The organism is Botrimarina colliarenosi, assembly GCF_007859955.1.
In the GTDB taxonomy this organism is placed as follows: Bacteria; Planctomycetota; Planctomycetia; order Pirellulales; family Lacipirellulaceae; genus Botrimarina; species Botrimarina colliarenosi.
In genome coordinates this window covers 1,747,481-1,766,600 of record NZ_SJPR01000001.1, presented here as the reverse complement: position 1 = coordinate 1,766,600, position 19,120 = coordinate 1,747,481, and the positions used below count along the sequence as shown (strand labels likewise).

General features: G+C 64.1%; 20 protein-coding genes. 14 read left to right on the top strand and 6 right to left on the bottom strand.

What is annotated here, in order from left to right; translation table 11 throughout:
• Positions 1 to 161 precede the first annotated feature (161 nt).
• The 5 genes from Pla108_RS07005 (at position 162) to Pla108_RS06985 (ending at position 5,107) form a co-directional block, all read left to right on the top strand.
• Positions 162 to 812, top strand: a complete 651-nt coding sequence (locus Pla108_RS07005; protein WP_146444147.1) for a hypothetical protein — start codon at positions 162 to 164, stop codon at positions 810 to 812.
• Positions 809 to 1,525: a hypothetical protein gene (locus tag Pla108_RS07000; protein WP_146444146.1), complete on the top strand. Its 717-nt coding sequence runs from the start codon at positions 809 to 811 to the stop codon at positions 1,523 to 1,525. The genes Pla108_RS07005 and Pla108_RS07000 overlap by 4 nt, the downstream gene beginning before the upstream one ends.
• Complete coding sequence (locus Pla108_RS06995; RefSeq protein WP_146444145.1) at positions 1,522 to 3,654, top strand: hypothetical protein; 2,133 nt, start codon at positions 1,522 to 1,524, stop codon at positions 3,652 to 3,654. Before Pla108_RS07000 ends, Pla108_RS06995 begins: the two co-directional genes overlap by 4 nt.
• Positions 3,655 to 3,948: 294 nt before the next feature.
• Entirely contained in the window at positions 3,949 to 4,479 is a 531-nt protein-coding gene (locus Pla108_RS06990; protein ID WP_197526312.1) for a hypothetical protein, read from the top strand.
• Positions 4,480 to 4,756: 277 nt separating this feature from the next.
• Positions 4,757 to 5,107, top strand: coding sequence for a hypothetical protein (locus tag Pla108_RS06985; protein WP_146444143.1), 351 nt, complete (start codon positions 4,757 to 4,759; stop codon positions 5,105 to 5,107).
• A 135-nt stretch (positions 5,108 to 5,242) separates the two neighbouring features.
• Here the strand turns inward: Pla108_RS06985 and Pla108_RS21600 are convergent, their stop codons facing one another.
• Entirely contained in the window at positions 5,243 to 5,581 is a 339-nt protein-coding gene (locus Pla108_RS21600) for an integrase core domain-containing protein (protein WP_390615424.1), read from the bottom strand.
• Here Pla108_RS21600 and Pla108_RS21235 point away from each other — a divergent pair.
• Both Pla108_RS21235 and Pla108_RS06975 read left to right on the top strand, forming a co-directional pair.
• Positions 5,494 to 5,694, top strand: a complete 201-nt coding sequence (locus Pla108_RS21235; protein ID WP_231934322.1) for a hypothetical protein — start codon at positions 5,494 to 5,496, stop codon at positions 5,692 to 5,694. The genes Pla108_RS21600 and Pla108_RS21235 overlap by 88 nt on opposite strands.
• Positions 5,688 to 8,801 (top strand): TIM barrel protein, encoded by a 3,114-nt coding sequence (locus tag Pla108_RS06975; RefSeq protein ID WP_146444141.1) that lies wholly within the window; start codon positions 5,688 to 5,690, stop codon positions 8,799 to 8,801. Before Pla108_RS21235 ends, Pla108_RS06975 begins: the two co-directional genes overlap by 7 nt.
• 142 nt (positions 8,802 to 8,943) lie before the next feature.
• On the opposite strand, the gene Pla108_RS06970 is transcribed toward Pla108_RS06975, so the two are convergent.
• Positions 8,944 to 9,423: a DUF2726 domain-containing protein gene (locus Pla108_RS06970; protein ID WP_146444140.1), complete on the bottom strand. Its 480-nt coding sequence runs from the start codon at positions 9,421 to 9,423 to the stop codon at positions 8,944 to 8,946.
• 178 nt (positions 9,424 to 9,601) lie between these two features.
• Here Pla108_RS06970 and Pla108_RS06965 point away from each other — a divergent pair, with 178 nt between their 5' ends.
• The 4 genes from Pla108_RS06965 to Pla108_RS06950 all read left to right on the top strand — a co-directional run bounded on the left by Pla108_RS06965 (position 9,602) and on the right by Pla108_RS06950 (position 12,142).
• A complete protein-coding gene (locus Pla108_RS06965; protein WP_197526311.1) occupies positions 9,602 to 9,880 on the top strand; it encodes a hypothetical protein in 279 nt (92 codons plus the stop codon).
• Positions 9,877 to 10,359 carry a hypothetical protein gene (locus Pla108_RS06960; RefSeq protein ID WP_146444138.1) on the top strand — a complete coding sequence of 161 codons (483 nt, stop codon included), beginning with the start codon at positions 9,877 to 9,879 and terminating at the stop codon, positions 10,357 to 10,359. The genes Pla108_RS06965 and Pla108_RS06960 overlap by 4 nt, the downstream gene beginning before the upstream one ends.
• The gene (locus Pla108_RS06955; RefSeq protein ID WP_146444137.1) at positions 10,356 to 11,042 is read left to right on the top strand and encodes a site-specific DNA-methyltransferase; all 687 of its coding nucleotides are present in this window, start codon (positions 10,356 to 10,358) and stop codon (positions 11,040 to 11,042) included. The genes Pla108_RS06960 and Pla108_RS06955 overlap by 4 nt, the downstream gene beginning before the upstream one ends.
• A 206-nt stretch (positions 11,043 to 11,248) precedes the next feature.
• A complete protein-coding gene (locus tag Pla108_RS06950) occupies positions 11,249 to 12,142 on the top strand; it encodes an ArdC family protein (RefSeq protein WP_146444136.1) in 894 nt (297 codons plus the stop codon).
• On the opposite strand, the gene Pla108_RS06945 is transcribed toward Pla108_RS06950, so the two are convergent.
• Both Pla108_RS06945 and Pla108_RS06940 read right to left on the bottom strand, forming a co-directional pair.
• The gene (locus tag Pla108_RS06945) at positions 12,139 to 12,648 is read right to left on the bottom strand and encodes a GNAT family N-acetyltransferase (protein ID WP_146444135.1); all 510 of its coding nucleotides are present in this window, start codon (positions 12,646 to 12,648) and stop codon (positions 12,139 to 12,141) included. The two genes, Pla108_RS06950 and Pla108_RS06945, sit on opposite strands and share 4 nt — an antisense overlap.
• Positions 12,645 to 12,932 carry a type II toxin-antitoxin system TacA family antitoxin gene (locus tag Pla108_RS06940; protein ID WP_146444459.1) on the bottom strand — a complete coding sequence of 96 codons (288 nt, stop codon included), beginning with the start codon at positions 12,930 to 12,932 and terminating at the stop codon, positions 12,645 to 12,647. The genes Pla108_RS06945 and Pla108_RS06940 overlap by 4 nt, the downstream gene beginning before the upstream one ends.
• Positions 12,933 to 13,473: 541 nt before the next feature.
• Here Pla108_RS06940 and Pla108_RS06935 point away from each other — a divergent pair.
• Together Pla108_RS06935 and Pla108_RS06930 are read left to right on the top strand one after the other, a co-directional pair.
• Positions 13,474 to 13,941: a plasmid mobilization protein gene (locus Pla108_RS06935; protein WP_146444134.1), complete on the top strand. Its 468-nt coding sequence runs from the start codon at positions 13,474 to 13,476 to the stop codon at positions 13,939 to 13,941.
• Positions 13,931 to 15,484, top strand: coding sequence for a relaxase/mobilization nuclease domain-containing protein (locus tag Pla108_RS06930; protein ID WP_197526309.1), 1,554 nt, complete (start codon positions 13,931 to 13,933; stop codon positions 15,482 to 15,484). Before Pla108_RS06935 ends, Pla108_RS06930 begins: the two co-directional genes overlap by 11 nt.
• A 6-nt stretch (positions 15,485 to 15,490) precedes the next feature.
• Here Pla108_RS06930 and Pla108_RS21450 read toward each other — a convergent pair whose 3' ends face one another.
• Positions 15,491 to 15,616 (bottom strand): hypothetical protein, encoded by a 126-nt coding sequence (locus Pla108_RS21450; protein ID WP_261342511.1) that lies wholly within the window; start codon positions 15,614 to 15,616, stop codon positions 15,491 to 15,493.
• A gap of 390 nt (positions 15,617 to 16,006) precedes the next feature.
• Complete coding sequence (locus tag Pla108_RS06925; RefSeq protein WP_146444132.1) at positions 16,007 to 16,609, bottom strand: hypothetical protein; 603 nt, start codon at positions 16,607 to 16,609, stop codon at positions 16,007 to 16,009.
• A gap of 660 nt (positions 16,610 to 17,269) precedes the next feature.
• On the opposite strand from Pla108_RS06925, the gene repC reads away from it, so the two are divergent.
• A complete protein-coding gene (gene repC, locus Pla108_RS06920; protein ID WP_146444131.1) occupies positions 17,270 to 18,571 on the top strand; it encodes a plasmid replication protein RepC in 1,302 nt (433 codons plus the stop codon).
• Positions 18,572 to 19,120 lie beyond the last annotated feature (549 nt).

Sequence of the window (19,120 nt, the reverse complement as noted above, 5' to 3'; positions counted from 1 at the left end):
GTGACAGCCGTGTGTCACTCAGACGCCTTCGCCTCTCACCCCCTAAGCCAGGCGCAGCGATTCGACCGGAAGTTGCTGTCGCACGGTTTTCTTGGAAAAGTTCGCGGGTATGATCGCGGCCGCTAGCACGTCGCCTCCCCACTCCCCGCTGTGCCCCCGCCGTGACCGCGCTTGCGCCCAACACGCCCGAACGACGCGATCCGGATCGGGTCGGAGAGCGTCGCCGCCTGATCGATGCGTGGCGTCACTTTGAGACGTCCGGCGACCCGAGCCGGCTGCTGGAGACCGCGCAGCCCTTGATCTCGGCGCGTTGCGCAGCGGCCGCGAAACGCACGGCGCTCGACTTCGACGAACTCCTCAGCGACGCCAGTGAGGTGCTGCTCGACAAGAAACTCCGCAAGAAGCCCGACAGCCCCTGCGTCAATGACGACCACTGCGTCGGCCGGTTCCAAATCATGGTGCGTTATTCACTGCTGACCGCCATCGATAGAGGACGCACGCGGCGCAAAAACGACGCCGACCTCGTCGAGCAAATCGGGGCCGTCAGTACGGCGCCGCTGAGTGAAGTCGATCGCTATATCGACGAAGATGAAATGACGCACATCGTCTCCCGGCTCCGTCGTTGCCAGCGGGAGGCTTTGACGGCCCAGGAGGCCAAGGCGGTCGAACTGGCGCACTTCGCCGAGGAGCGCTTGGCGCTGAACGAGGTGGCCAGCCTGCTGGAGATAACGGATCGCGGTCTGCACAACTGCCTGACCAACGCGACGGACAAGTTGCGGCGCTGCCTCCACCGCTACGGGGTCGCGCTATGACCGACCGTGACAAACTGCCGGGGGACTGGGTGCGCGACCTTCACCGGCGCGTGGCGCGTTCCGAAGGCAGCCCTCTCTCTCCGTCCGAGTTGCAGCTCGTAGCCCGGTTTGCCGGTGGCCGGCTCGATGAGACCGACGCCGAGTACGTCGCGCTCCGCGCCGCGGCGGAAGAGTCGTGGGATCGCGCTGTGTCGGCCGCCATCTTGGCGGCGCCCGATGAGGGTCAAGCGAGTGACGCCACTACCAGCGATGGCCTCGGCGAAGAAAGCCGAACGACGCTCGCCTCGTCGCGTGAGTACGAGTTGCACTTCGGCCCGATCGCGACGCTCGCCGCGGCCGACCTTGTGAAAGCCAGCGTCCGCTGGGAAGCGGGAAACTTCCGGCTGCTCCAGTCACCGATGCGCGCCGACTTGGCGATCGATATCACGATCGACGAGGGGCGCCGTGAGGAGTTTGTGGGCGTGGCTTTCGTCTTCCATCCCGGCGGAACGTTGGCGCCGATCACGTTCTTAGCGGACGCCTCGCCCGTCTTCAGCCGGCTCTACGCCGACCACTTCGCCGCCGGTCTGCAATCCAAGATCGACTGCGTCCCGATCGATGACCTTACCGCTGAGCAACTCGACGGCCTCAAGCGTTCGCGGCGGAATCTGCGCGACCCCGGGTGCCTCGCTCTCTACGACGAAGCGGTCGCCCGCGCTGAGCGCCGCCCGTGACGCCACGTGAATCCGATGCGCCCGCCCGTCTCGACGCAGCTCTTGCTTTCGGACACGATGGAGTCGTCCAAAAGCCGCTCGACGTGATCGGCTGGATCGGTCCGGCGGCGGGCGTCCAGTCGGACGGCCGCGAGAGGCTGTGGCGCCGGCTCTTCCTGGAAGCCCCCCTCCCCTACTGGCAGATCGTCCGCTGGGCGCGCAGGCTCACGCCCGATCGACTCGCCGCCGACCTGCGATCCACTCAGTCGCCCGGCTGGCGCTGCGTCGCGGTCGGCGCGGGAAGCCTCGACGTTAACGCCGTGCTGGCCGAGGTGGGCGAGCGTTTCAACGAGTTCAACGCCGACCTGTTCCCGTGGGACTACGGCGACAACGACCGCGACCCGCCCCAACGCCTGAAGTACGTGCTGGGCCGTGAGCTGGCGCGTAGCTATGTGATCAGCGCGGCGCAACCCCGCGCCGGGGAGGACCGGTCCACCTTGCTGCACGATCACCAACTCGCTTGGCGCGAATGGATCGCCCTGAACGAGGCGTTGGGGTCGACGCCCGAGGACGTGTGCGAGGCGACGGCTCTCGCGATGGACCACGTCGTCTCGCGCGACATCACGCCCGGGATCCGGGGGGTCGGCCGGGCCCACATCCTGCTGGAGCAGCTGAACGTCAACAACAGCCCGGCCGCCGGCGTGGTGACCGCCAGCCTCCTGCCGCTCGACAGCCGGCGGGCCTTCCTCGATGGCATGGTGGTCCCCGATCTGCGAGAGAATGGGCTGCTGGTGATATCGGACGAGTTCCTCGCCGGCGTCGCGGCAGCGTGGCGCTACAGCCGTTCGACCCTCTCGGTCGGTGGCCCAACGATGCTCTGCTTCTCGGTCCGTCCGAGCGTGGCGACCGTGGTGCAACAATTGTCGGGCCGCTCCGCCGAAGTCGCGGTGCTCGCCGCGATCGAGTCGGCCATCCGGCGCCGGGCGCTACGACCCGATGCGGCGGCTTCCGCCACGCTCACCCTGGAGGGCGCCGATCGGGCGCTGAGCGATCCCGTCATGGGGCCGGCCAGCTTCGAGGATAAAAAGTACGTCGCGGCGGTCAGCAACCACCTCACCACCGTGGTGGTCCACGCCGAGATCGCCCAGCAGTGGAAGCAGCAGAACCAGGCCCACCGCACCCAGACGATCGCCAAGGGGCCCGATGTCGTGGCGAGCGAGTTCTACCGCCGCGATGCGCTGCGGTTCCTGGAGACCCGCTCGCTCTGGAAGCTCTCGTTAAAAGTCCCGGCAATGGTCACTTTGGCGTTCGCGGTGCTCGCGTGCTTTTGGCAGCTGTATAAGTGGGGCGCCAGCCCGCCCGAGACCCCCACCGTCGAGTTGGTCGCCCGTTTGCCGCTCGTACTTCCCGCGCTCGTGGCGGCGGAGATGACGTGCCTATTCCTCTGCTTATTCGTGCTCCTCTACTCGGGCCGCTCGATCCGCGTTTCACTCGACAGCGGGCGCTCTTCGCTCTTGGCGTTCGGCGTCTGCCTCTGCATGGTCGCCGCGGCCCAGTTCCTGCCGATCGGCGTCCGCGGTGAGGGCCTGCTCGACAACCCGCTCTACTCGGTGCTATTCGGCGAGCCCCAGCTCACCTCCCAGAGCGTCATCGAAGGGGGCGGCGCGGGCCTGCTCGTTCTCCACACGCTGTCTCAGACGACAGGGTTTGTGACGATCCTGTTCGGCGTCAGCGCGTTTGTGATCCGCCTCATCCAGACCCGTGCCCACACCGAGCCGATCTACGACGACCGCTGCGAGCTGATCCATAAGGACTGGGCGTTCAGCCTCGCGATGATGGGGGCGTTTATGGTCGTGGTCTTCACCTTCGGCTTCGCCCGCAACACGCTCTGGTACTACTACTTAACAACGCTGCCGGGGGTGCGGCTGATCGATCGCGAAGGGTCGTTTGTCGAGGTGATCGCGCCACTGGTCGGGATCTGTTTGGTGCTGATGCTGTCGGTGGGCGTTGTCTGGCTGGCGACGCTGCACGCCTACCTCAACCGTGTCGTCGCCACCGCCCAGGGCCGTTCGGGGTACACGTCCGACGACGTGGTCGCCCGGTTGCCACGGCTGGCGCGGCTGCTGTATCTCGTCCGCGCGACCGAGTAACTCCTCAGCCCTAGAACCCAGAGCCCCAGGAGCGTCCGCATGCCCCCCGCGCTGAAGTGCGCCCTCGCGGCCTTGTTCCCCTTGGCTTTGGTTGCGGCCGGTCTGGGGATCGGGCACTTGATTGTTCATGGGCCCCAGCTGGATCGCGTAGCGGACCGCCGTGAGGCGCCGGTGGCCTCCACGCCCGCCTTGCCGGAAGCGCCACCTCCCCGCCCCAAGCCATTAACGCGTCTCATCCCCGAGGCCGGCCGTGCCAAAGAATCCCCACGACCGATCGTCGTTTTCGCGGGCGCCGTGCCAGAGCCGAGAACCGCTGCAAAGCCGACCCCTGTGCAGGCGCCTGTGCAGGCCGGGCCGGACCGCGACCTGGCCTCTTATCGGGCTCTCGTCAAAGCCGGCAGGCGCGAACGAGAAGCCAAGGAGAAGCCCGCTCCGCGTTACCGTATCGGCTCGGGACTTTACCAGCAGCGTTTGGCGCAGGGCGCCGATCCCCGCTTCCTGCTCGTCAAGAGCGAAGGCCGGGGTCAGTTGATCCTTCACTTCAGCGGCTTGTCGGGGCTGGTCGTCGACGCCAACAAAGTCGTCATCGACACCAACTGGGAAGTCGACGAGGCCAACGACGAGGTGACCTTCACGCTGACGGGGGGCGTTCCGGAGAAGGCCTACCGTGCGGTGCTGAATTTTGCGCTGCAGCGAGTCACCCGTTTCCATATCAACGATTTTCGAGACGATTCGCTCGTCCTGCAGCGGGTGACCGACGGCGAGGTCTTCCACTGGGATCAGGTTAGCGAACCGATCGCCACTCCCGTAGGACGCGGTCGATGATCCGGCGGATCCCGCTAACGACGTATCTGCGCATCACGATTCGGATGCTACCAGGGGCCAGCCGGCGCTACACTTTTAGGCTGCCGATCACAGCCGATAGCGTCGGATCGAAGGGTGCCGCCCAGACTATTGGCAGGATCCGCTTCCCACTATCCTGCTCGACTGACTTGTGCCATCATGCGGCCGTCAACCGGCTCTGTATCGCAGAGCGATTCGACACACACTTGCGGGCGCAATCAAATTGACATCCCCACCCCCTCGTGGTATTCTGGGAACAATGGGAATCAACGGTAACGATCGCGCCAATAATCAGCCGCACTTCACGAGCGCCGAAGTGATTAACACACTTCGTCTCGCTTTCGAGTCAGTCCGCGATCATCAAGCGACCTTGACGCCAGAGGAAGCGCTAAAGGTGGCGAGTCAAGCGTTCAGCGACTCGACGGAGGATCAAGAGGAGTTCTTTGCCCCACCGCGATCGCCAGCCGAGAAGCTATCGCTTGAGTTATTCAAAGCGATCGAGGAAGAAAAACGCGCGTTTCGAGAGGCAAATTCCGAAGCGGAAGAGGAAGTCGAGTTCGCTTCCGTTGGCCTTCTCCCTGGCGAGTTGGCGCCTCTCTATCGCAGGTGAACTCCCTTCCTTCCTCCATAAAAAGACGCAGCCCTGGTGGTCTGCTCCCCAAACCCTGATCCAGTTGCTATGAGAGTCTCAACCGCCCTGACCCTCACCCCAATCCTGTACCAGTCGCAGTGCGAGGATTTGGCTTCACTTCTTCCCGCGCGCGGGAAGAAGTGAAGCCGCGAATTCTTTTGGGGTCCGGTCACCCAGGCTGCTGTGCGGCCGGACGGTGTTGTAGTCGATCCCCCAGTCCTCGATCTTCTCTTCGGCGTCGGCTAGGCTCAAGAACCAATGCTGGTTCAAGCACTCCTGGCGTACGCGTCCGTTGAACGACTCGATACCGGGAGAAGCCGAGGGACGACGAGGCGCCGCTGGTGAAGCGGAAGGAAGGGCTGAAAGTGCCTCCGAAGAAGCGAAAAAAGCGTCGTCCGGGACGGAAGGAGAACGGCTGTGTCCGCCGCGAGGCGAGGCACAAGAGCGACGTATGGGCGTGGGACTTCGTGTTCGACCGGACGACCAGCGGATCGGCGATCAAGTGCCTGACGATCGTTGACGAGTTCACGCGCCAAGTCTCCCTGCGTAAGCGGGTCTGGTGCTGAAGATCGATCGGAGCATCACGAGCGAGGACGTGATCGACGCGTTGTGCGAGCTGTTGGCGATGCGTGGCGTGCCGGGCCACATCCGCAGCGACAACGGGCCCGAGTTCGTCGCGAACGCGCTGCAGGCGGGGCTGGAGAAGGTGGGCGTCGGGACGCTGTACATCGAGCCCGGGGCCGCTTGGCGAGAGGATTACAACCGCTACCGGCCGCACAGCTCGCTAGGGTACCTGACCCCGGCGGAGTGGGGGCAGCGGTCTTACCCAACCCGTACTCTCACTGTGTGGCTCTGGTTTTTGGGGAGCAGGTCAGCTGAGAGTGCGTCTTCAGCGGTGCCACACGTCTGTCACCTGCATCTGTTGGCTCACGTGGCCCACTTGCAACCGGACTTGCGTCGGATCATTCTTGCCGCTCTTAGGCATAGAAACTTCTCATCCGAAGCATCTCTTATGATCGAGCCATCGCCATCCGTGGCCTGGGTGCGTGACCAGATCGGTGAACCGCAAATCAGATTCCTCGATGCTTTTTTGAAAAATCATCTTGGCGCCAACGGTCCCACCCATCGAGAGCTCACCTACTCTGTCCGACCTTCGATTGTCGCACGTAGCGAGTGCGAACTTTTGTCGGTCTCGGCTCCACGGTTCGCCATACGGACGTTTCTCCCCGATGGGAGCATGTTGCAGCTCCGTCGATTGCAATTTCTGAGCAAGAGCTGCCGCGATCTGTTCACCAGCGATCCGGAAGCCGAGCCTCTGAATCAGATGCTGTCTGTGAGTCTCTCATTAGATACAACCGGTCTTGCCGACTCTATCTTAGTGCCGCCAGCACAGCTAACTGCAGCGGAGTGGCACATCCTCACCAGCAACATTGCCGCGTACTACCTTGAAGAGGACCTGCCGCTGCCATCCCCCGGCGTTCCGTTCCTACAGCACGTCGGGATTGGACGCGGTGGGATGTGTCAGCAGGCAGCGTGCTTTATGGCGAACGGGATCCTTCTTCAACACGCCAATGCAATATTTGGTCCGACTGAGATTACCGCCCTCTCGCAACCGAGCCGCTCCGTGGCAAGTGAATCGGAGGCTGTGTTGTCGGGCATGACGATGGAAGCTGCGCGCAAGTACATGCGTTCGTCGCATGTCGGACTTACGGCATTCCATCACACCCAGGAGAGTCTTTGGCGGCGAGGTTGTGACGGGGCGCGAATGGGCGTCGCAGATCACCAATTCGCGACCCTGATTCGCGCATACGTCTTGAGTGGGATGCCAGTGATCCTAAACACGGACATGTCTAAGCTGCTTCGAACCCCCGGTTACTCAGAGTTTGCGGCCGCAGAATCATCGATACGACGGCCGCACGCCGTCGTTGTGGTTGGTTGCAAGAAGTGTCGACCTAGCAGTTTTCTGATCAACGATCCATCCACCTTTCCGTTCATAGAGCTTAGCGAGACTAGCTTGTTGGAGGTTCTTTCTAGGGACGCCGAGGGGCGGCGCGACTCGGAGTCCATCTTGGCGGTATTGCCTAGGTGTGTGACGGTCCCGCTTGCTTACGACAAGAGGAAGGGTGCTAAGGGCGACGGCGGCGCTCCATTGGGTATGAGTGTCTTCGACATATTGATGCTGTTCCAAGAGCATTGCCCAGAAGAGTTGCGACCACTTTTCCCCGAAGGGCAAGCTGTCCTCCGGAAAGACGACGAGATCCGTCTCCTCATGTCGGCAGACGAGACAGACGCGGGCGCAGCTCGCGTCCTAGCGATTGGGGACAATCTCCACCCCCAAGCTATCGGCGTCATCGAGGAATGGCTGAGGTCTTCCGGCGGACGGCTTTCGTCAGCCTATTGGTCAGTCCACCGAAAGATCGCAATTAGCAATACGGAGACTCGTGAGGCGATTGTCTTGATCGACGCGACGGCTTCTGCGTTTCGTGGCCGAGGCTATCACATGGGCCTCGACTTGCCCCGTTTCGCCGCGATCAAGAACCCTAAAGACCAAAGCTGGCGGCCGCTACGGCTTGGCGTGGGTCCTGTTCGCCTATCCGCCATCACTTCAATGACAACCGCGCCCTCGGCGGTTGCCGCCCGGCTGCCCCAATTTTCGAGTGACCCGCCTCTAATAGAGGGTGTTGAGTGGTACACGTTGATGCAAACCGATGTTGAGGCAAGTCCCCTTCGGAAGCTTGCGACCTCGCACTCTATCAACTTTGATACCGCTGCGGACTTTATGGCAGCGTGCGAATCGCTGCAGCCCGAACCTCGGCAAGCAATCATCGACCAGGCGATACGGTCTGCAGATTTCACCTGCCCAGTGATCGGGATCGCCTCCTTCATCCCGTCGATGTCGTTGCCGCCTAGCTGTAGAGGAGCCGAGACCGCGCGACGTGCGATTAGGTTCGTCAGCCGCCTAGGCGCATCAATCACGAAGCAGCGGCTGGTATCGGGCATAGCCAGTGATCGCCCGTTTGTTGTTGAGCTTGTCGCAGGCTCAAGGGTAACAAGCCTGTTCAAGTCGAATGGAGCTGCGGACCGCTACTCGATGTCGTACGAAAATGAAGAAGTCGCTTTGGACAACTTTGTTGAGAACCTGCGGCTGACGATTGGCGAGCTAAGGGCGAGCATTTCAGGTGTCGCATGGGCCGTAGAGCTCGAGCCGGGCCCGCTCTTCACGATTAATGGCATAGAGTCATTGGAGGCGTTCTGTGCCCGTCTGGACAACGACCCTCTTCTGAACGATAGGGTAGGGGTTAACCTTGACATATCACACCTACGCATGACGTGCGTGCAAGGCGTAGCGGGCATCGATGAACGCGTGTCGGCCGCGCGTGTGCGGGACAGCCCGATCTTTAGACGCATCGTGCACGCCCACATTTCTGGACACTGCCAGAAAGCACACTTTGGCGATCGAGCGTTGTCGTTGAAGGATTCGCGAGCGACATACGGTCCGTGGATAGCGCTGTTGGCTCAGCGCGCCGGCATACGGAATGCGCCGATTCCATTTAGTGGCTACGTCTCTCTCGAGTTAGAGGCAACAAGGGACGCTGTATACGCGACAGTTGCAACTCGCGACGCTGCTGTTATTTTGTCCCAGTTGCAGAGTGACGCAGTCTTTGTTCGCTAGAGCGGTTTTGTGATTGCATTGGGCGCGTATCCGGCGTTTAAGAAGTAGTTGAACGATTCGATTTGGTTGACACGCGAGGGGGCTCGACCGATCGGTTTGACGATGTGGCGGAGAAGGGGCGAGGTCTTCCATTGGCAGCGGATTAGCGAGCCGATCGCCAATCCCGCAGAACGCGGTCGATGATCCGGCGGATCCGCTCTGGGTCGTAGCGCTGATAGACCGGGAACCGGACCAGCGGGACGCCGGCCGCATGCAGGGCGTCGCCCAAGTAGTCGTCCTTGACGCGCCGCGCCGGGTCGAGGTGAGAGGCGTCGTCCAGCTCCACGACCGCAACGATCGACAGGTCGCGTCGGGTCGCGAGCGCGAAATCGACGTGCCGCTGACGGATTTTTCGGCCCGACGCCGCTCCCCAGGCCTCCGCGTGGACCGTGATCACATCGGTGAGCCGCACCTTCGGGGCGATGACGTACCGCTTCCCGATCGCAGGCCTTAGGCCTTGCCGGTAAAAACGGAGCTCCCCCTCGCTCAGCAGCTTGTCGCAACTGCGGTAGGGCAGGTCGCCGTGTCGGCCCGACGGCTGGGCGTTGGTGGCGAATAGAGGCCGCTCTTTGGTGCTGGTCATCCGTCAGCCTTATCACAACGGCGCCGCTCGACTCAAGCTTCTTTGGACGAGTGATGGCGTGTCTCCTTCTCTCTGCCTTGGTGAGAGTGAAGTTGGTTGCGATTTTTTTGCCCCCTATCCGGTGGGTGAGGGGCAAGAAAATCTCGGCCCCGCCTTCAACCCAACCAAGGAGAAAATGATGACGACACAACCCACCACCCCGACCAACAACAAACCCTTCGCTACGCTCCGCGACGGCGCCATCAAGGCCACCGTGTGGTCCAACCCCACCGAGGAAGGCCGCGTCCGCTACTCGGTCGATATCAGCCGTTCGTACACCGACAAGGACGGGAACTGGCACGACACGCACTACTTCGGCCGCAACGAGCTGCTGAGGGTCGCCCACCTCGCCGGCAAAGCCTACGACGCGATCGCCCAAGCGGGCCTCGCCAATAGCGACGACGGGGCGGGCGAGTGAGCCCCCGCGTCACGGGCCGCGTCGGCCGGGGAAACCCGGCCGACGCACCAGCCGCCTCGCCAGCGGTGCTCGCGCTCACCGACAGCGTCACGACCGACGCCCTCCAGGCCAAAGCCGAGGGGCTTATCCACCGCCGGCTCACGGCCGACGAGATGGCCTGGCTGGTCCAGCGGTTCTTTACGGCCCTCGACCAGACGCTCGACTCACTCTTCAACGCCTTGCCGCTGGCGAGCAGCCCGAGCGTTGACCCGCACCGGCTGCGAGAGCTGGCCGAAGCGATGGACGTGCTGGCCGACAAGCACACCGAGCAGCTCTACTACGAGGGCTACGCGGGGCTTACGGAGCACGCGGCCGAGCTGAAATCGGTCGCCAGCGTTCTGGACGCCGAGGACCCCGCGGCGGTGGTCGCGCGGATGATCGCCCAAGCCGAGGACCACCTCCTCTTTATCCGCGAGCTGTGCGAAGGGGGTGACGCATGAAACCGCCCTTCCCCCAGCTGATCGAACTGCCGGCGGCGCCGCGTAATGGCAGCCCGGCGCCCGAGCTCACGAGCATCCACGCCGCTCGGCGGCGTGGGCCCTACGGCTCGTCGAAGTACCGCGGCAACTGCGGCGGGTATCTCATCCGTGACCTGTTGCGGTACTACCAGCCCCGCCGGGTGCTCGACCCGATGACCGGCAGCGGCACGTGCCGCGACGTGTGCCGTGAGCTAGCGATCCCGTGCGTGTCGATGGACGTGCGGTTCGGCCAAGATGCGGCCGACAGTCACCTCTACGAGGCGGTAGGCAAAATCGGCTTTGCGTTCCTTCATCCGCCCTATTGGCGCCAGATCGTTTACAACGACGACCCTCGCTGCCTCTCGCAAGCGCCGACGCTCGACGCGTTCTTGCAGCGGATGCGGCTGGTGCTGCGGAACTGTAAGAGCGTGCTGACCCCCGACGGCAAGATCGCTGTTCTGATCGGCGGCTATAGCGACCGGGGCGTCTTCCAGCCGCTGCCGCACCTGCTGGTGGCCGAAGCGGCCAAGGTGGGCCTGCGGATGGCGGCGACCGAGATCATCCGCTTGCAGTACGGCAACACGTCGAGCGGCAAGACGTACCGCTCGTCGTTCATCCCAGGCCTGCACGACCAGTGCCTCGTCTTCGAGGCGGGGTCGCTCTAAGACGCCTACCCGACCGCCGCAGCGCCCGTCGCTGCGGCGGTTGTTACTGCGCGCGGACGAACCTGCGTATCGCAAAGTTTGACAAGCGGCCGCGAGGTGTGCTTTAAGCGGGGCTTACGTCAACCAACAACACAGAAAGGGCGCAAGCGATGACCACTCCATCGACCACACACCACGAGGCCGCCCGTCCCGAAAGGTAGGGGCGGATGGCCAAGTCACACACCACAAGACCCAAACGGGACCTCTACCAAGAGGTCACCGACAAGATCCTCACGCTGCTGGACCAGGGCGTCCCGCCGTGGCGTCAGCCGATCACCACCGCCGACGGCCCGGGGATGCCGACGAGTTTTGGGACCAAGAAGCCGTACCGGGGGATCAACCTCTTCCTGCTGGCTGTGCAAGCCTGGGCGCACGACTATTCGTCGAACTACTGGCTCACCTTCCACCAGAGCCGGAGCCTCGGCGCCAAGGTGCGGAAGGGAGAAAAGGGTTCGCTCGTCGTCTTCTGGAAACAGCACGCGACGAAAGACAAGGACTCGGGCGAGGACGTGACCGTCCCGGTGCTGCGGCACTATGTCGTCTTCAACGCCGACCAGGTTGAGGGGCTGGCTAGACCCGATGAAGCGCCGCCCGAGGAAGCGGCGTTTGTGCCGATCGAAGCGGCGTCACGGATCGTCAAAGAGTACCCCAATCCCCCCGCGATCGAACTGCGTGGCAACCGGGCTTGCTACCTCCCCGCAACGGACCGTGTCGAAATCGCCGACCCGCACCGGTTTGAAAGCAGCGAGTCGTTTTTCGCTACGCTTTTTCATGAGCTGGCGCACTCGACCGGCGCGAAACACCGGCTGGCCCGTGACCTCGGGGAGGGACCGAGCGCCTTCGGGTCGCCCGACTACGGCAAGGAAGAACTTGTCGCCGAGATGGGGTCGGCGTTCTTGTGCGCGGTGGCCGGGATCAGCCCGCCGACGATCGAGCAGTCGGCCGCTTACCTGGACGGCTGGCGCCGTTCGCTCAAGGCGGACAAGAAGCTGGTGATCGCCGCGGCGGGGCAAGGGCAACGCGCGGCCGACCATATTCTGGGGGTGACGTTCGACAGCTAGCCGCCTCGCAACATTTGTTGCAGGCCTTCACCAATGGGTAGGAAGAGCGTCAGGCCCGCTGAGTCGAGCGGCGTGAAGCCGTGATGACCGTAGAACGCCGCGGCGTTCTGGTCTTTGGCGTCCACCACCACCGCAAAGGCGCCGACGCCGCTTTGGGCCGCTCGCTTCACCGCATCGAACACCAGCACCGAACCGAGCTTCTGGCCGTGGTAGCGGGCATCGACGGCCAAGCGGCCGACACGCACCACCGGGACGCTCGGGTAGCGGGGAAGCTTCTTGGCGGTCGCTTCCGGCAAGTCGCTGAGCAAGACGCTGGCCGCCGAGAGCGTGTAGTAGCCTGCCGGCCGGCTCGTTTCGCTTTCAACGAGCAGGTAGCAAGCGGCGACGCGGCGGCGCTGGTCTTGGCTCGCTCGCTTGTGTAGGTAGTCGTCGAGTGCGGCGACGCCGCAAGCGAAGCCGCTTCGGTCTTGACCGCTTAGCGACTCAAGGCGGAAGCGGCCGCTCACGAGGGCTCAACGAGGCCGTGGTGATGCTGCGCCGCCCGCTGCAGCGCGGGGGCGATCGGCGCCGGTTCGAGCAATTGCTCGGCGAACCTTTGCTGGTCGGCGAGCGAAAGCCGGATCACCTCGTGCTGGGCGATCGCTTGCTCGGCTGCTTCGCGCGCCGAACTCACCACAAACTCCGACAGCGAGCGTCCTTGCAGCGAGGCCGCTTCCCGCAAGAGCGCGTGGATCGACTCGGGCAAGCGGGCTTCGAGCCGGGCCGTCTTGGGTTCTTCGTTCTCTAGCATCATGGATGCTCCTTTCTCCCCTAAGTGTACGGCGTTTTTCCGTACACCGTCAAGAAAAATCGACACCCCCTCCTTCTCACCGGTTCGCGTAGGTTCACGACGTGGTCGTCGTGGCCTGTCCCATCGTCCGGCGGTGAGCCGGGCGCCAAAGGGTCACGGTGACGGTCCGGCTAAGGTTCACACGGCGCGTCATCTTGGACGGTCGTGACACGCGGGTGTGGCGGTTCACTTTTTTGTTGACGAGCCTGCCCGGGAGCTTTATGGATGGCCCGGTGGTGGGAGTAGCAAGATGGATTTAACCAGGGGTTAAATCCGCGAACCCTCGCCCTTACGGGCGGTTCGCTCATCTTGCTGGGGGGACCCCAGACCCCTCGTCGCTCCGTCTGCGTAGACGCAGTGAGCAACGACCAAGGGGGAGATTTCACTCTCCCCCCTTGGAACCCCCATCGACCGGAATCTCGGTCCCGGCGCCGACCAAGGAGGGTCCTTGGAGGCCACTCGCGAATCGCCTTGTTGCGTTCGCTTAGGAAAGGAGTACGCCATGAGCCGTATCGACACAAGCGGTCGCGGCAAACGATCCCCAGCCGGTCGGCCCCCCTTGCCGCCCCACCTCAAGCGGTCGCACGTGTTGGAGGTCGCGGTGAACGACCACGAGCGCGCGCAGCTGGTGCAGCAAGCGCAGCGCCGTGGCCTAGCGCCGTCTGCTTTCGTGCGCGACCGCGCGCTCGGCTTGAAGTTGCCGCGCGCGGTCGCTCGGGACGGCTTCGATGCCGGCCAGCTCGACGCGCTGAACAAGCTGTGGCTCACCGCTTCGACGCTCCGCAAGGAGCTGGCGCCGCTCGCCAACAACTGCAACCAGCTGGCGCACCAAGCGAACGCGGGGCGCTTCGGCGAGGCGGCCGTGCTGCTCGCGATGCAAGAGTTGACGCCGCTTGTCGAGCGCTTGCGCCAGATCGAGAGCGAAGCGGCCCGCCTCCTCCAGACCGTGACGGTGCGTGATGATCGTTAAGGTGATCTACAGCGACACGGGCGGTTTCGGCCACAGCTTCCAGGGGGCCGTGCGTTACGTCGCTTCGACGCCGGCCGAGTCGGCGAGCGACGACCGGATCGACTTCGTGGCGACACGCAACCTGCCCAGCGACAACCCCGAGGTCTGCTGGCGGCTGATGGCGAGCCACGCGCTGCACCGCAAGGAGCTGATGCGGCAGGCGGGGATCGCCCTGCGCGGTAGCGGCAAGGGGGAGGTCGCCCACATCGTGTTGTCGTGGTCGGACGACGAGCGGAGCGGGCTCACCAAAACCGAGATGCTGCGCGCCGCCGACGGGGCGCTCCGCTACCTGAAGCTCGACGGGAACCAGTGCTTCATGGCCGCGCACAACGACACCGACGAAAACCCCCACCTGCACCTCGTCGCTTCGCGGGTCGATCTCCAGACGGGCAAGCTGGTCTCGGCGTGGCGTTCGCACCGCGCCTTGTCGAAGTGGGCTTTGAGCTATGAACGGTCGCGGGGCGAGGTGCTCATCAAGCAGCGCGAGCGGGCTTGGGCGGCCCGCGACAACGGGATCACGCCCCCCAAGGCGAAGAAGACAACCAGCAAGGACCAGTACGAGCTCGAGAAAGCGGTCAAGCGGCTTTACGAAGCGCGGCGACGGGTGACGCTCGTGCGTCGCCAGACAGACGACCCGCGGCGGCGCGCCGAGCTACGGGCGACCGGGCGCGGGCTGCGGGTTTATTACCTGGCCGCGGTGCGGGCGTCGGCCGAGCGGATCGCGCTGGCGAAGCGTAACGCGGTGCAGCGACAGCGGCACGCAAGGCAGGGGGAGCTTCTTGCGCAGCACCACCGGCACCGGAGGCTGCAGATCACTGAACAAGCGGGGGACCAGAAGCGGCGCGCCAAGCGGCGGATCGAGAACGCGGTCGCTAGCCGGCACGCCCGCTTCGACCGGGAACACGCCGAGGAGCTTCGGCGGTTCTATCGCAACGAGACGTCGCGGATCGGCCGCTTATACAACCAGCTGGCGTACACCGACTGGAAGGAGGTTTTTCGTCTTCGGCAGCTGAGCGGCGAGCGTGGGCCTTCGATCTTGTCGCGGGCCTTTACGGCGCTCAGCGACGTGGGGCATCGGCGGGCGACGATCGACACGCGTCATCGCGAGCGGGTCGCCCGGCTCTACGACGACGCGAAGCGGATGCAGCAGCGTCGGGAGTCTCGGATCGACGCTCTGGTTGGCCGGCGGTTGACCGCCGCGCGGGTCCGGTACGGCAGGTCGCTGCGGCTCTTCGACCGGTTGCAGGCCCAGAGCGCGGCGCGGCTCAAGTCGGACTGGGGGGAGTTCAACGCGGTGCGGCGCGGGGTGACCACTTCGGCTCGCGAGGCGTGCGAGCGGACACGCGACCTGAAGCCGGCGCCCTCGCCCGCCGAGGCGGCGCGGCGGAAGTTTAAGGCGCGAGTGGACGACCAGGGGGATTCGGGTGGGAGTGAATCGGCGGGGGCGGCGCCGAAACGGGTTCGGCGTGAGCGGAAGCCGCGCGGTTCTCGTCGAGGTCCTTGACACGCGCTACCGGTCGTTCGCGATGAACCCGTCGAAGAGGTCCTCTTCCTCGGCCTGGCGTAGCAGACGGGTGACGAGCCGGTCGAGGCTGGCGCAGCGGCTCTGGAGGGCTTCGAGTTCTGGGTCGGTCATGGTGGACGGCTCCTGCGTTCGTTGGTGGGCCGGATGTTAGAAAACCCCCAAGCGAAGGCGCCGCTTATTGAGCCCGGGGGCTTTTTCGGCGGCCATCCGGCCCGCCCGGGCCGAATGCTTGGGCGGGTTTCTCATCCCGGTCGAACCGTCTTTTCGTTCGACCCGTTGAAGGTAGCGCAGCCGGCGATGGCGCGCAAGACGAATCGTGTCACAGGCGAAGAGAGCCTCACCCCCTCACCAACAAAGCCAGGCTTTTTGGTTTGGCGATGCGCGGGGGGCTTCGCCGGCTGCTCCGGAAGCGGCTCGCTGTTGTGAGAGCCGATCCTCCGAAGCCGACGAAGCCAGGCGAACCGCTGTGGGCCGGGGGCCCGTTTGAGATTGGTAAAAAAACTACTTGCGGAGCAGCGCCCACCAGGGGCCGCTTTTGATCTCGGCGCGGGCCGCTTGTTGGGCTTCGCGGCGGACGGCCGTTTCGCGCTTGGCGAATTTCGATTCGAGCGTTTGGATCGCCTGGCGCCACTCCCCTCCTCCGGTGCGGTCCTCTAGCAGCAGCGTCGCGCGGTTGTGGCCTTCTTGCGAGAGCTTGAGGGCGTCTTGCAGGTTCTCGATCTGCGACTGGAGCTGGTCGATCTGGGACTGGAGTTGCTGACGTTCGCGTTGGCGCTCCTCGCCCAGGGTGTCCAATAGGCGACGCACACTGTGCAGCTCGCTCCGCGTCCCCTCGCCCGCCGCGGTCGGACCGGTCTCGTCCGTCGTGCCGCCCTCCTCCCGCGCGAAGTCGCACTCGTCGCCGTAGACGCGCATCAGCTCCGAAGCGTCGATCCACTTCACTCCCGCGTCGTCTTCTTCGTAGGAGAGCTTGCCCTGCTTGACGTGCTTCTGGATCGTCGTGCGGCTCTTGCCGGTGATCCGGTGGGCGGAGGTGATCGAGTACTTGGTGGTCGGCTTCTTGGTGGTCACGGTCGCCCAGCTGGTTCGTTGTTGTGCGGACACGTTAGCACGCGGGCGAGTGGCGCGCAACGACGGCAGGAGTATGCGGCGACGGTTATCCACAGACGCCTGATTGGGCGGGGGTGTTCGCCCCGTGGCCGCCACGGTGGGCGCTGGAGGTGTTCGGCCACGACGCGCGCAGGTGGGCGGATCGTCACTGGCGCCGGACACCCCTCCTCCCGGGCTGTGGCGTTGAGTTCGCCTGACTTGTGCCGGCGAACGAATATAAGACGTGTTCGCACCGACGAAGCGCACAACACGGGACGGGTGGGGGACACGGTTCGCCCACCCCGTGACCACGGGTGTCCGCGGGGTGTTCACAAAGCTGGGGACAACTGGCGGCGAATCGTGCTACGGTGGTTCCACCACGGGGCCGAATCGGGCCTTGCTGGGTCTCGTCGGGCGCGTCGTTCTAACGCGCCCATCCACCACCAACCCAAGAAAGGAGGGCGTCGACCCGAACGAGGACAGCCCCAACGAAAAAACCGCCGTTCAAGAGCGGCGGTTCTTCAGGGCTCTGGCGAGAGACGCCAGCGGTGTGACTTCAACACTCCCACCGTAGCGCTCTTTGGCCCGTGGCGCAAGCGGTTTTTTCGCCGGCGTGCTTTGGCGCGCCTGCAAGAAGGACCGCGGCGCCGCCGAGGAGGGGACGCTTACATATGGATGCAAACCAATTATCCAACGAATGAAAACCACTTAAAGAACTATGGGGGAGGGCGCGTCGAATCGGACGCCCTCCGTTACTCACGCTCGCTCGCCGACGTTTTTTGCGGGCTGGAGGAGGGGGCCGACCGTTACGGGCTGCTGCTCCTCGTCAAGCGCGCCGGCAAGCTGGCCGGCTTCACGCCGCGGATGGTGGCGCTCCTGGACTACTACCTTGCGTTCACGCGGGATATCGACTGGGAGGAGGGGGGCAGGCCGGTTGTCTACCAGTCGCTCGCGCGCACCGCGTTGGACCTCGGCGTCTCGGAACGGCAGGTCCAGAAGCTCGAAGCGGCCCTCTTCGCCGCCGGCGCCATCGGCTGGAACGACAGCGGCAACCACAAGCGCTACGGGCAACGCTGCAGCGATACGGGACGGATCGTCTACGCCTACGGGGTCGACCTCACGCCGCTGGCCTACCTGCGCGCCGAACTTGAGAAGTTGGTTGAAGCGAAGCGCCGCCACGACGACGAGTGGATGGGGGCGAAGCGGTCGATCTCGGCCCTGAGACGACGGGTGCGGGGCCTGCTGGCCGAGTGGTCGGCGCGCGAGGAGGCGGGTTCGGCTGAACTCGTTCATCGATTCGCCGCACGCTACGAGGGGATCGCCGTGCCGATCCGGACGCATCTCGATCTTGATCGATTGCATGAGCTACTTGCCGAGCACGAGACGCTCTGCAAAGACGTTTTAACGGCAATGGGGGTAGGGGAGGCGGAATTACCCGAGGCCCCTGGTGAGGCTTCTAAGGCTGAAGAAACACGCAAACGTTCATCCAAGGACGAACCCCCGTTCGCCCACTACAAATACACCACTCAATCTTCAATTGATTCTTGTAGTCGGGGCGACGCTGGCTTTCAGGAAAGCGTAGTGGAACCCACCCAGGCCAATCGGCGACCACCGGGCCCGGGGCAAGATTCGTCGGGGATCGAGCACATCTCGCTCGGGATGGCGCTCGGGGCGGCAAGTGAGAGGCTCACAGCGATGCTGCCACCCGACCCGTGTTGGATCGACCTGATCGAGGCGACGTACCGGTTGCGCGCCGAGTTGGGCATCTCACAGTCGAGCTGGGGTGAAGCGTGTGGTCTATTGGGGCGGAGTGGGGCGGCGCTCAGCGTTCTCGTGACCGACTGTGCGGCGCAGCGTGAAAGAGATCCGGTACGACAGCCGCCGGCGTATTTCCGGGAACTCGTGCGCCGCGCCGAACAGGGGGGACTGCATTTGCACAGGACGGTGTTTGGACTTCTCAAAACGGATTGTTCTTGAAAGTGCCTCTGATCCGCCAAATCCATACCATCAAAGTGGCTTATGCGGCTCTGGCTGGAACCCAGTTTCTGACCTGCCCCCTGTGATGGTACCAGTAGATTTGCTGTGGGAACGAGCCGGCCGCCAAAATAGGCAGGGCACGCGCTGGTACAAAACCACTAGACGGGTGACGGGGACGTTTGCGGGTCGTGCCCGTGTTCGGACGAGGCTGCCTGAGAGCTCGGAGCTTTCCAAATGAAGTAACTTACCGGCGAGAGCAATGGGCGGCTTTGCTAGACTTTGTCTCATCCGGTGGCTAAAAGAACGTGGTCTCTCAAGTTCCACCCATGGTTTGAGTGCGCCGTGAATGCAGATGAGCAAGCCGCTGTCGATCGAGTCTGCACTCAGTATCTGGGTGTGCCGGCGGCACAATGCCCCCCGAATCACTTTCACCTGCTCCGGCTACCGGTGGGCGAGGCGGACCCGGAAACCGTCAAGAATGCGGCCGCTATACAGGCCGAAAAACTCCGGACCGGAAAGCTGCCGGCCGAATTGGACGTGGCGTCAAAG

Bases quoted from the DNA above. Each gene is read 5' to 3' on its own strand.
- Pla108_RS07000 (WP_146444146.1), top strand. From the start codon at position 809: ATGACCGACCGTGACAAACTGCCGGGGGACTGGGTGCGCGACCTTCAC.
- Pla108_RS06985 (WP_146444143.1), top strand. From the start codon at position 4,757: ATGGGAATCAACGGTAACGATCGCGCCAATAATCAGCCGCACTTCACG.
- Pla108_RS06970 (WP_146444140.1), bottom strand. From the start codon at position 9,423: ATGACCAGCACCAAAGAGCGGCCTCTATTCGCCACCAACGCCCAGCCG.
- Pla108_RS06965 (WP_197526311.1), top strand. From the start codon at position 9,602: ATGACGACACAACCCACCACCCCGACCAACAACAAACCCTTCGCTACG.
- Pla108_RS06955 (WP_146444137.1), top strand. From the start codon at position 10,356: ATGAAACCGCCCTTCCCCCAGCTGATCGAACTGCCGGCGGCGCCGCGT.
- Pla108_RS06950 (WP_146444136.1), top strand. From the start codon at position 11,249: ATGGCCAAGTCACACACCACAAGACCCAAACGGGACCTCTACCAAGAG.
- Pla108_RS06940 (WP_146444459.1), bottom strand. From the start codon at position 12,932: ATGCTAGAGAACGAAGAACCCAAGACGGCCCGGCTCGAAGCCCGCTTG.
- Pla108_RS06935 (WP_146444134.1), top strand. From the start codon at position 13,474: ATGAGCCGTATCGACACAAGCGGTCGCGGCAAACGATCCCCAGCCGGT.
- Pla108_RS06930 (WP_197526309.1), top strand. From the start codon at position 13,931: ATGATCGTTAAGGTGATCTACAGCGACACGGGCGGTTTCGGCCACAGC.
- Pla108_RS21450 (WP_261342511.1), bottom strand. From the start codon at position 15,616: ATGACCGACCCAGAACTCGAAGCCCTCCAGAGCCGCTGCGCCAGCCTC.
- repC (WP_146444131.1), top strand. From the start codon at position 17,270: ATGCAAACCAATTATCCAACGAATGAAAACCACTTAAAGAACTATGGG.